Origin of the sequence: Pantoea sp. (assembly GCF_028283705.1) — a bacterium.
Classification (GTDB): domain Bacteria; phylum Pseudomonadota; class Gammaproteobacteria; order Enterobacterales; family Enterobacteriaceae; genus Pantoea.
Genome location: NZ_JAPWKD010000034.1, coordinates 1 through 11,034, shown reverse-complemented (window position 1 = coordinate 11,034; position 11,034 = coordinate 1). Strand labels below are relative to the sequence as shown.

At 53.5% G+C, this 11,034-nt stretch carries 11 protein-coding genes and 3 tRNA genes; 7 read left to right on the top strand and 7 right to left on the bottom strand.

Annotated elements, in window-relative coordinates; translation table 11 throughout:
- Positions 1 to 76: 76 nt before the first annotated feature.
- The 4 genes from PW844_RS26770 to orn all read right to left on the bottom strand — a co-directional run bounded on the left by PW844_RS26770 (position 77) and on the right by orn (position 1,222).
- A tRNA-Gly gene (locus PW844_RS26770) sits at positions 77 to 152 on the bottom strand.
- 25 nt (positions 153 to 177) lie between these two features.
- Positions 178 to 253, bottom strand: a tRNA-Gly gene (locus PW844_RS26765).
- Positions 254 to 278: 25 nt separating this feature from the next.
- Positions 279 to 354: transfer RNA gene (locus PW844_RS26760), tRNA-Gly, on the bottom strand.
- A 319-nt stretch (positions 355 to 673) separates the two neighbouring features.
- Positions 674 to 1,222: an oligoribonuclease gene (gene orn / locus PW844_RS26755; protein ID WP_208716662.1), complete on the bottom strand. Its 549-nt coding sequence runs from the start codon at positions 1,220 to 1,222 to the stop codon at positions 674 to 676.
- Between the two features lie 102 nt (positions 1,223 to 1,324).
- Between orn and rsgA the strand changes: the two genes are divergently transcribed.
- The 3 genes from rsgA (at position 1,325) to mscM (ending at position 6,698) form a co-directional block, all read left to right on the top strand.
- Positions 1,325 to 2,374, top strand: coding sequence for a small ribosomal subunit biogenesis GTPase RsgA (gene rsgA / locus PW844_RS26750; RefSeq protein ID WP_299458388.1), 1,050 nt, complete (start codon positions 1,325 to 1,327; stop codon positions 2,372 to 2,374).
- 80 nt (positions 2,375 to 2,454) lie between these two features.
- Entirely contained in the window at positions 2,455 to 3,351 is an 897-nt protein-coding gene (gene asd, locus PW844_RS26745) for an archaetidylserine decarboxylase (RefSeq protein WP_299458386.1), read from the top strand.
- A gap of 14 nt (positions 3,352 to 3,365) precedes the next feature.
- Positions 3,366 to 6,698 (top strand): miniconductance mechanosensitive channel MscM, encoded by a 3,333-nt coding sequence (gene mscM / locus PW844_RS26740; protein ID WP_299458385.1) that lies wholly within the window; start codon positions 3,366 to 3,368, stop codon positions 6,696 to 6,698.
- A 33-nt stretch (positions 6,699 to 6,731) separates the two neighbouring features.
- Here the strand turns inward: mscM and mdh are convergent, their stop codons facing one another.
- On the bottom strand, positions 6,732 to 7,667 hold the full coding sequence (gene mdh / locus PW844_RS26735) for a malate dehydrogenase (RefSeq protein WP_299458384.1): 936 nt from the start codon (positions 7,665 to 7,667) through the stop codon (positions 6,732 to 6,734).
- A gap of 430 nt (positions 7,668 to 8,097) precedes the next feature.
- Between mdh and argR the strand changes: the two genes are divergently transcribed.
- The 4 genes from argR to yhcN (PW844_RS26715) all read left to right on the top strand — a co-directional run bounded on the left by argR (position 8,098) and on the right by yhcN (PW844_RS26715) (position 10,047).
- Positions 8,098 to 8,568, top strand: coding sequence for a transcriptional regulator ArgR (gene argR / locus PW844_RS26730; RefSeq protein WP_084877198.1), 471 nt, complete (start codon positions 8,098 to 8,100; stop codon positions 8,566 to 8,568).
- Between the two features lie 490 nt (positions 8,569 to 9,058).
- Positions 9,059 to 9,322 (top strand): peroxide/acid stress response protein YhcN, encoded by a 264-nt coding sequence (gene yhcN / locus PW844_RS26725; RefSeq protein ID WP_084877200.1) that lies wholly within the window; start codon positions 9,059 to 9,061, stop codon positions 9,320 to 9,322.
- An 88-nt stretch (positions 9,323 to 9,410) separates the two neighbouring features.
- Entirely contained in the window at positions 9,411 to 9,683 is a 273-nt protein-coding gene (locus PW844_RS26720) for a YdgH/BhsA/McbA-like domain containing protein (protein ID WP_299458379.1), read from the top strand.
- Between the two features lie 100 nt (positions 9,684 to 9,783).
- Positions 9,784 to 10,047: a peroxide/acid stress response protein YhcN gene (gene yhcN / locus PW844_RS26715; protein WP_299458378.1), complete on the top strand. Its 264-nt coding sequence runs from the start codon at positions 9,784 to 9,786 to the stop codon at positions 10,045 to 10,047.
- 58 nt (positions 10,048 to 10,105) lie between these two features.
- Here yhcN (PW844_RS26715) and PW844_RS26710 read toward each other — a convergent pair whose 3' ends face one another.
- Entirely contained in the window at positions 10,106 to 10,375 is a 270-nt protein-coding gene (locus PW844_RS26710) for a hypothetical protein (protein WP_084877204.1), read from the bottom strand.
- Between the two features lie 174 nt (positions 10,376 to 10,549).
- Positions 10,550 to 11,034: FUSC family protein (locus PW844_RS26705; protein ID WP_299458376.1), on the bottom strand; the 485-nt coding region annotated here is incomplete at its 5' end.

The window sequence follows — 11,034 nt, the reverse complement described above, 5'->3', positions numbered from 1 at the left end:
CAGAAAACGCCCTGGCTGACACAGTTTTAGTGCTGTTCGTAATCTACGACAAACAACTTTAATGAATATAAAAATCTGGAGCGGGAAACGAGACTCGAACTCGCGACCCCGACCTTGGCAAGGTCGTGCTCTACCAACTGAGCTATTCCCGCGTAGGAGGTACTGCTATACAAATTTTGGAGCGGGAAACGAGACTCGAACTCGCGACCCCGACCTTGGCAAGGTCGTGCTCTACCAACTGAGCTATTCCCGCGTAGAGGGTGCTGCTATACAGATTTTGGAGCGGGAAACGAGACTCGAACTCGCGACCCCGACCTTGGCAAGGTCGTGCTCTACCAACTGAGCTATTCCCGCATCATCGTCGTCTTTTTGTTTGCGACTGCGTTGGCTTCCTTCACTCACCCAGGTCACTTACTTGAGTAAACTCCCAGGGACTCGTTCAGTTGCCGCCTTGTTGCAAACAAAAATACTCGATGCTGCATCGTTGTATTTGTTTGCGACTGAGCAAACTAAAAACTGACTCTGTACCATACCGAAATTCTTCATCGGTACGGGGTGCGCATTATACGAGAAATCCTTTCCATCGCAAGAGCCTGAAAGCAAAATTTTTCGCTTTCCGCGCGTTTGCTGCTTAATTCAGCAACCTGCTGTTTTCCTGCGCACCCTGACCAGCTTAAAGCTGCAAAAAGTGCTCGCGATAATAAGCCAGTTCCGCCACCGATTCACGAATATCATCCAGCGCCTGATGACTGCCGCTCTTTTTGAAACCTGGCAGGATATCGGGCTTCCAGCGACGCGCCAGCTCTTTCAGGGTACTGACATCGAGATAACGGTAATGGAAATAGGCTTCCAGTTCCGGCATGTATTTAAACAGGAAGCGACGATCCTGACCGATGCTGTTGCCACAAATCGGCGAGGTATTCGCGGGTACCCACTGTTTCAGAAATTCGATAGTTGCCAGTTCAGCAGCATGATCGTCGTACTGGCTGGCTTTCACACGCTCCACCAGGCCGCTATTGGTGTGAGTGCGCACGTTCCAGTCATCCATCAGCGCCAGCTGCGCATCGGATTGATGCACCGCCAGCACCGGCCCCTCTGCCAGAATATTCAGGTTTGCATCGGTCACCAGCGTGGCGATCTCAATAATACGATCGCGTTCCGGATCCAGTCCGGTCATTTCGAGGTCGATCCAAATCAGATTGTTTTCATTTCCAGCTGTCATGCGTTTTCCGCCCGTTGCCAAAGTCGTCATTAGACTAAATTAAGGTGTATCATAGACGTTTTGCCCAGCGGGGCGAAGCCTGGCGAAAGCGTGAGAGGATGCGTGAGCAAAAATAAACTGTCGAAGGGTCAACAACGTCGTGTGAGTGCGAACCACGAGCGTCGTCTGAAGCAACGGAACGAAAAACCGGAACCGGATGACAGCCTGTTTGGGGAAGCAACCGATGGCGTAGTGATCAGCCGCTTCGGCATGCACGCAGACGTCGAGGATAGCGCGGGCGAGGTGCATCGCTGTAATATCCGTCGCACCATCCGTTCGCTGGTGACGGGCGATCGCGTCTTATGGCGTGCTGCGAATGAGAACGGCGGCAAAGGGATCGTCGAAGCTGTGCACGATCGTACCAGCGTACTGACGCGCCCCGATTATTACGACGGCATCAAACCGATCGCCGCCAACATCGATCAGATCATTATCGTTTCAGCGATCCTGCCGGAACTGTCACTCAACATCATCGATCGTTACCTGGTTGCCAGCGAAACCCTGGGGATCGAGCCCCTGCTGGTGCTGAACAAAACCGATCTGCTGGATGACGAGGCTCGCGCCTTTGTCGATGAGCAGATGAATATCTATCGCCATATTGGTTACCGCGTGCTGATGGTCTCCAGCCGTGCCAAAAATGGCCTGGCCGAGCTGGAAGCCGCACTGACTGGCCGCGTCAGCATTTTTGCCGGACAGTCTGGCGTCGGCAAATCCAGCCTGCTGAATGCCTTGCTGGGTCTGGATGTTGCCGGTGACGAAATCCTGACCAACGACATCTCGGATGCCTCGGGTCTCGGCCAGCACACCACCACCGCCGCACGCCTGTACCATTTCCCCCACGGCGGCGATGTCATTGATTCCCCTGGGGTACGTGAATTTGGCTTGTGGCACCTGGAGCCGGAACAAATTACCCGTGGATTTGTCGAATTTCGTGAGTTTCTTGGCAGTTGCAAATTCCGCGACTGCAAACATGACAACGATCCGGGCTGTGCCATTCGCGAAGCGGTAGAAAACGGGACCATCAACATTTCCCGTTTCGATAACTACCACCGTATTCTGGAAAGCATGGCGCAGGTAAAAACGCGTAAAAACTTTTCCGCCAGCGAAGATTAATGAGTACAACGGCACGCGGGGCGCTGCTACAATCCGCCCCCTTTTGTCTCAACGATACGTAATAAAGCCAGGAGGCTAAGGTGTTTGATCGTTTTAAACTCGGCCTGAATCATATTCTGCCTAAGAAAGGACTGACCGAACTCGCGGGCTGGGGTGCCAGTCGGCGTGGTGGCTGGCTGACCAAAGCGGTCATTGATATTTTTGTCTGGTACTACAAAGTCGATATGGCTGAGGCCAGCAAACCAGATACTGCCAGCTATCGCACCTTTAATGACTTCTTTGTGCGCCCATTAAAAGAAGGGGCACGTCCGATCGATCCCGATGCAACGCTGCTGGCCCTGCCAGCTGATGGTGCCATCAGCCAGTTAGGCCGCATCGAAGGCGATCAGATCTTCCAGGCCAAAGGTCACTACTACACGCTGCAGGCGCTGCTGGCGGGTAATGATGAACTGGCGCAGCAGTTCCAGGATGGCAACTTTGTCACCACTTACCTGGCGCCGCGTGATTATCATCGCGTGCATATGCCCTGCAACGGCGTCCTGCGTGAAATGATCTATGTCCCGGGCGACCTCTACTCGGTCAACCCGTTAACCGCACGCAACATCCCGAATCTGTTTGCCCGTAACGAGCGTGTCATTTGCGTGTTCGATACTGATCACGGCCCGATGGTGCAGATTCTGGTGGGTGCCACCATTGTTGGCAGCATCGAAACCGTGTGGGCCGGGACGATTACGCCGCCGCGTGAAGGGGTGATTAAACGCTGGCACTACCCGGCAGCCGACCATGACGGAGCCGTTGTATTGTTGAAAGGACAGGAAATGGGTCGCTTCAAGTTGGGTTCAACGGTCATCAACCTGTTTGCGCCACAGCGCGTCAAACTGGCGGAAAGCCTGGAAGCCGAAAGCAAGACCCGCCTCGGTCAGCCGCTGGCCATCGCCCTGCCACTGCCGGGTGAAACCGCCCCGCTCACCGACTAAGCGGGAATTTCCCAGTGCGTGCCTCTCTTATTCTGCTGCTGAGCCTGTGGTTCAGCAGCACTGCTTTCGCTGCCACTGTCCCGGTAGCCAGCGACCTGAAACAAGAACTGGACGCGGCCAAATCCGCGAAAAGTTCCCCCTCTCAAACCGAACAAATTCAGACGCTGGAAACGGCACTCAATTTTCTTGCTGAACGTGATGACTCCCTGGAACGCACGAAGCAATATCAGCAAGTGATTGATGACTTCCCGCGACTGGCGCGTGAGCTGCGCCAGCAACTCGCCAGTCTGACGGATAACAGCAAAACCGTGCGCAGTAATATGAGCAGCGCCGAGCTGGATCAGGAGATTTTGCAGGTTAGCAGTCAGTTGCTGGAAGAGGGACGCCAGGCTCAGCAGGAACAGGACCGGGCGCGTGAAATCAGCGATTCGCTATCGCAGTTACCACAGCAGCAAACCGAAGCACGTCGCGCGATGACCGAGAGCGACCGCCGTGTACAGGGTGCCGCTGCAGCCACGACGCCGCAGGCCCAGGCACAGGTTTACGCACGTCAGGCGGAAAACGCCGCCAATAAAGCCCGTGTGGATGAACTGGAGCTGGCGCAGCTCTCCGCCAATAATCGCCAGGAACTGGCGCGGATGCGTGCCGAAATACATCAGCGCCAGGCGACCCAGCTGGATAACTATCTCCAGGCGCTGCGTAATCAACTGAATAACCAACGTCAGCGTGAAGCAGAACAGGCGCTGGAGCGAACCGAACAACTGGCAGAAAACAGTGGCGATTTGCCCAGCATCATCAGCGATCAATTCCGGGTAAACCGTGAATTGTCAGCCGATCTCAATCAACAGGCACAGCGCATGGATCTGGTCGCTTCGCAGCAGCGACTGTCGACCAATCAGACCTTGCAGGTACGCCAGGCGCTAAGCACCCTGCGCGAGCAATCACAATGGCTGGGAGCCTCGAACCTGCTGGGCGAAGCGCTGCGCGCCCAGGTCGCGCGTCTGCCAGATGTGCCGAAATCGCAGCAGATTGATAACGAGATGGGCCAGTTACGTGTCCAGCGGTTGCGTTATGAAGATTTGCTTGAGCGCCAGCAAACGCTGCGTAAAGAGAAGCAGGATGATGGCACGCCCTTTACCAGCGAGCAGAGCCGTATCCTCGAAGCTCAGCTGAAAACTCAGCGCGAGTTACTCAACTCATTAATTTCCGGTTGCGATACGCTGATTCTGGAAATTACCAAACTTAAAGTCTCCAATACCCAGTTGCAGGATGCGCTGGCTGAAGTGCGCGACGCCACACATCGCTATCTGTTCTGGACGGCTGACGTCAGCACCGTTGACCTGAATTTCCCGGTGGATGTGGCACAGTCGCTGGGACGCCTGCTATCGCTCGATACGCTGGGCCAGTTAGGTAAAGCGCTGGCCATGATGTTTACCAGCAAAGAAACCGTGCTGCCAATCATGGGTGCACTGCTACTGGTTGGGTTTAGCATCAGCACGCGCCGTCATTACCATGCGTTTCTGGCGCGTGCCGCCAGCAAAGTTGGCAAGGTCACACAGGATCAATTCAGCCTGACGCTGCGCACGGTGTTCTGGTCAATTCTGGTGGCCGTACCGATACCGGTGCTGTGGGCTGCACTGGGTTATGGATTGCAGGAAGCCTGGCCCTACCCGATAGCGGTAGCGATCGGCGACGGTATTACCGCCACATTGCCGCTGCTGTGGGCATTTATGATCAGTGCCTCGTTTGCCCGTCCAAATGGCCTGTTTGTGGTGCATTTCCGCTGGCCGCACACGCGGGTGGCGCGCGCGATGCGTTATTACTCACTCAGCGTCGGCCTGATTGTGCCGCTGATCATGCTGTTGATTGCCTTCGCTAATCTGGAGGACCGTGAGTTCTCATCAACGCTGGGGCGGTTGTGCTTCATCCTGATTTGCGGCGCATTGAGCATTGTCACCGTCAGCCTGAAACGTGCAGGTATTCCGCTATATCTGGATAAAGAAGGTAACGGCGATAACTTCGTCAATCGCATCCTGTGGAACCTGATGATCGCCATCCCGCTGGTCGCCGCCTTCGCCTCCTGCATCGGCTATCTGGCGACTGCGCAGGCGCTGCTGGCACGTCTGGAAACGTCCGTTGGCATCTGGTTCTTCCTGCTGGTGATTTACCACATTATCCGCCGCTGGATGCTGATTCAGCGTCGCCGTATCGCTTTTGATCGCGCCCGTCAGCGCCGTGCCGATATGCTGGCAAACCGCGCACGTAGCGAAGAGGAGAAGGATCAGCCCGCCGGGAGTAGCGAAGCACCAGAAGCGGACGAACCGATTATCGATCTCGACGCCATCAGCGCCCAGTCGCTGCGTCTGGTGCGCTCCCTTCTGACATTAATTGCGCTGGTGTCGGTGATTGTGCTGTGGTCAGAAATTCACTCGGCGTTCGGTTTTCTGGAAAATATCCGCCTGTGGGATGTCAGTACCACGATTCAGGGGGTGGAGAGCATCCAGCCGATTACCCTCGGCTCGGTCCTGATCGCCATACTGGTGCTGATTATCACTACCCAGCTGGTACGTAACATGCCAGCGCTACTGGAGCTGGCGCTGTTACAGCACCTGAATCTGACGCCCGGTACTGGCTATGCCATCACCACCCTGACCAAATATGTGCTGATGCTGATCGGTGGCCTGATTGGCTTCTCTATGATTGGTATCGAATGGGCGAAGTTGCAATGGCTGGTCGCCGCACTCGGTGTGGGTCTTGGTTTTGGTTTACAGGAAATCTTTGCCAACTTTATTTCCGGCCTGATCATCCTGTTCGAGAAGCCGATTCGTATTGGCGATACCGTCACCATTCGCGATCTCACCGGCAGTATCACGCGTATTAATACCCGTGCGACCACCATTACCGACTGGGACCGTAAAGAAATCATCGTGCCGAATAAGGCCTTTATTACTGAGCAGTTCGTTAACTGGTCGCTGTCCGACTCCGTCACACGCGTCGTGCTGACCATTCCTGCACCCGCCGGGGTGAACAGCGACGAAATAACAAATCTGCTTAAACAGGCGGCAGAGCGCTGTACGTATGTGCTGGATATGCCTGCACCCGATGTTTTTCTCGTCGATCTGCAACAGGGGATTCAACTGTTTGAGCTGCGCGTCTATGCCGCCGAAATGGGGCATCGCATGCCGCTGCGTCATGAGCTGCATCAGTTGATTCTGCATGGTTTCGCCGCGCACGGCATTGAAATGCCCTTCCCGCCTTTCCAGGTGCGTATGGAAACACTGGGCAAGAAGACGCCGGCCAGCAATGGCGCACCTGCGGCACGGAATTTTAAATCAGGTGGGTTATAAAAGTGGCGGCGCGATAAATCGCGCCGCTGCAGGTTACTTCACAAACTCCTCGCCCTGGGCAATATCTTTCTTCAGCGTATCCAGCATGCCGATCAATGCCTGCTGCTCAAAAGCGCTGAGCGGCCCGAGCGGTCGCCGTTCAACGATGCCGTTTTTGCCCAGCAGCAGCGGCTGTGAGAAGAATCGGGCGTATTCACCATCCCCTTCCACATAAGCACATTCCACAACATTGGCTTCGCCCTGCATGGCTCGTACCAGCGACAGACCAAAGCGCGCAGCCGCTTGCCCCATCGACAACGTCGCAGAACCGCCACCTGCCTTGGCTTCCACCACTTCGGTACCGGCGTTTTGAATCCGTTTGGTCAAATCCGCGACTTCCTGCTCGCTGAAGCTGACGCCTTTTACCTGCGATAGCAGCGGCAGAATAGTGACGCCCGAATGGCCGCCCACCACCGGCACGTCAATCTCGCCCGGTTGTTTGCCCTTCAGCGCCGCGACAAAAGTATTGCCACGAATAATATCCAGGGTGGTGACACCAAACAGGCGGTTTTTATCGTATACCCCGGCTTTCTTCAGCACTTCCGCCGCAATCGCGACCGTGGTGTTAACCGGGTTGGTGATAACGCCAATCAGGGCTTTTGGTGCAGTGCTCGCCACCTGTTCAATCAGGTTGCGGACAATGCCCGCGTTAACGTTAAAGAGGTCGGCGCGATCCATGCCGGGTTTACGTGCCACTCCGGCGGAGATCAGCACCACATCGGCTCCCTTCAGTGCGGGCGTGGCATCTTCACCACTGAAACCCTCAACTTTCACTGCGGTGGGAATATGGCTGAGATCCACAGCCACACCCGGTGTTACCGGGGCGATGTCATAGAGCGAGAGAGCTGAACCTGCGGGTAATTGGGTCTTGAGCAGCAGTGCAAGCGCCTGGCCAATACCACCAGCGGCACCGAGAACGGCAACTTTCATCCTGGACTCCTTATTAAGGTGGGGCAGAGATATGCCGGGTTTCCATCAGGTTACGAGTGTAATCAACTTCTCAGGCGATAGCGACAAGGCCCGTCGCGCTATAAACACTGACGCCGCAATTCGGCTCCCGAGACATCCACACTTCAGAAGTCGCCTGAATGATCATAGGTCGCAGCCAGAAGACAGGGGTCGGCAATGATCAGTCATTTTGTTGTTACCACTTCAATAATATAACAACATTGCAACCTTCGCTTTTGCGTGCCACCCCGCGATTTTGGCGCAGCGGGAAATCTCTGTTATGATCGCCGCCCCGCAGGTTTTCCTGGCGAAATTCTCACCTGGTTTATTGCATAAAAATTCATTTAAATGCATAATAATTTATCTGCTACGGGCCTGTTGCCCGATGCATCCCTCTTTTTATTGGTAACCTATGCGAAACCCATCTAAACAGGACGACCTGATCAAGGCGTTCAAGGCCCTATTGAAAGAAGAGAAATTCAGCTCTCAGGGTGAAATTGTGCAGGCGTTGCAGGAAGACGGCTTCGAGAATATCAACCAGTCAAAAGTTTCTCGTATGCTGACTAAGTTCGGTGCAGTGCGTACCCGCAACGCAAAAATGGAGATGGTGTATTGTCTGCCAGCCGAATTGGGAGTCCCCACCACCACCAGCCCGCTGAAAAACCTGGTGCTGGATATCGACTATAACGATGCGTTGGTGGTGATTCATACCAGTCCTGGCGCCGCACAGCTGATTGCTCGTTTGCTGGATTCTCTCGGCAAGGCGGAAGGCATCCTCGGCACCATCGCCGGTGATGACACCATCTTTATTACCCCTGCGCGTAGCTTTACCGTGAAGCAACTGCACGACGCTATCCTGGTTTTATTCGAACAAGAGCTATAAAACCCTGCCTGCTACCGGCAGATTACCTGCCGGTAACAATCCTGCTATCTCCCTCTCCAGCCGTCGCGCTTAAGCCAAAACGCTCAGGAAACAATGCATTAAGCATATTCCCGTCAGTTCTCACCCCTCTGGATGATTGGTAGGACCTTTTAGCCTGCTTAACCTTTCGCGCTATTTTACACTGCTTTACATACCAACATCAGCCGTATTCCCCACTAACTGCGTATCAGCCAGCTGGATCAACCGGGATATTTCGCACAGAAAGATAAAATGATATAGACCTTTGTTTTTACATGTAATTAACAGCCATTGGACAGAAACCAGGCGGTTTTTATAACACCCAGTTATTAAAAGTTGCCATAAGGATAAAGAATAACAACCAAACATTATTAGCTGAATATTAATTTCATTGGTTATTAGATCTATACTTGTTTCGTGATGCAAATCACAGTGAATAAAAAGAGAAAAAACAGAAGACGAGGAAATAATCATGAAAGTTAAAACTACTATCGCAACCCTGAGCGTTCTATCTGCCCTGTCATTTGGTGCTTTTGCCGCAGATTCTATCAATGCCGATCAGGCCATGAATCTGCAACCGGCCGGCACCATCAGTGTCAGCGGCACTGCCGGTTCGCCGATGGATATCCATCAGCAGCTGAGTGAAAAAGCAGACCAGCAAGGTGCTAAAGCTTATCGCGTGATTGAAGCGCGTAATGACAACACCTATCACGCTACCGCTGAACTTTATAAATAAGTTTACTGAAACAAGACAAGTATGAACGGCAACCCATTTGAGACGCAGTTGCGCTCAGGTTGCCAGACAAAATTCAGGAGAGTGAATTATGAAAACCAAATTATCTATCGCAGTTCTGAGCCTGGCCTCCATTCTTTCTTTCGGTGCCAGCGCTGCCAACCTGATTACTAACGAACAGGCAGACAGCATGAATCTGCAACCGCTGAACCAAACCATCAGCGTAAGTGGTCGTGATGGCGACCAGATGAATATCCGTCAGGAGCTGTCAGCCAAAGCGGATGCTCAGGGTGCCAGCCACTACCGCATTATTGAAAACAATCAGAATGACACCTATCACGTCACTGCTGAACTGTACAAATAATTGCTAACTGACTATCCGGTGCCTGCGGGTGCCAGGATAGAAATCGACGACCCGCTCCCCACTTATCACCGCAGGTTGTTGATTGCTAAAGGAGAATACAATGAAAATCAAAACAACCATCGCAACTGCCAGCCTGCTCTCTGTCCTCGCTTTTGGTGCGTCTGCCGCACAGCTGGTCACAGCAGAACAGGCTCAGACTATGCAGCCTGCGGGGACAGTGACTATCAGTGGTACTGCCGGTGCGCCTATGGATTATCGTGCTCAGCTGTCGCAGAAAGCCGATGAACAGGGTGCCAGCGCTTATAAAGTGATTGAAGCCCGCACTGGCGACAATTATCACATTACTGCTGAACTGTATAAGTAATTCCTCGTCAACTGCTTGACGAACCCTTTGGCCCCGCTCGCCGGGGCCCTTTTTGTGGTTACTTCACATTAAAGCGGAGCTGCCCTTCCAGCTCCTCTTCTGCTTCATCAAACAACAGAATCAACGCGCCATAACGGCGCTTCTGCCCCTTTCCTAAGTGAATAAATTCAATCTCCAGCGGCAACGGCAGCTGATCGCCGGTCACCGCTTCCCAGAGATCGTCCAGATCAATAATCGCCAAATCCGCCAGCGCAAAACGGTCGCTGAACTGCCGGAAAAAGTGCGCCTGATCGACGATTTCATCGAAATCAAAACGTTCGATTCTCATCATGACGATCCTCTCTGTGCCACTACTGATTAAAGCATTGAAATGAATGCGTCGCGGCAAAAGAAGGGGACATCCCTGCTTCTCCCGCCTGTTTGCATCCTGTCAGGAAAGTATAGATGGCATTATCCGGAGGTTTTGTGACAACGGGCCGCGCGATAAACGCGGCGGCTCATTTTAGATTTGAATCAATGTGTTGCGGTACTTACTCAGCATAGCGGCTAACCGTTTCACTGGCTCGGTCACGCTGCCTGGTGCCGCATATTGCTGGAGTTTTTCCTGGTAAATTTCCAGCTCCTGCAATAACCGCTCAAAATAAACGCGCCGTTTATCATCACTGCGCGTCGAAATAACCTGGTCCGCAGTGGCTCGCAGCTGACGGTGGTAAGCCGACAAATCAGCATTGATGGGGACTTCCGCATTGCGTAATCGTTGATGACCGATAATCAGCGTCAGGGCGATACGGTATTTATTAATATCACCCGGGAACAGGTTGAGCAGCAGGAACAATTGCTGATAGAGCGCGGGCAGATGGTTTTCCCGGCGACGTGCCTGGTTAGTGGTCATGGCCGACACGGCCGCATACATAAAGCGGTTGAGCAGCTTACGTCCGGTACGTTCTTTCGATTTGTCGCGAATCAGCAGAATCACCATCATCGCCA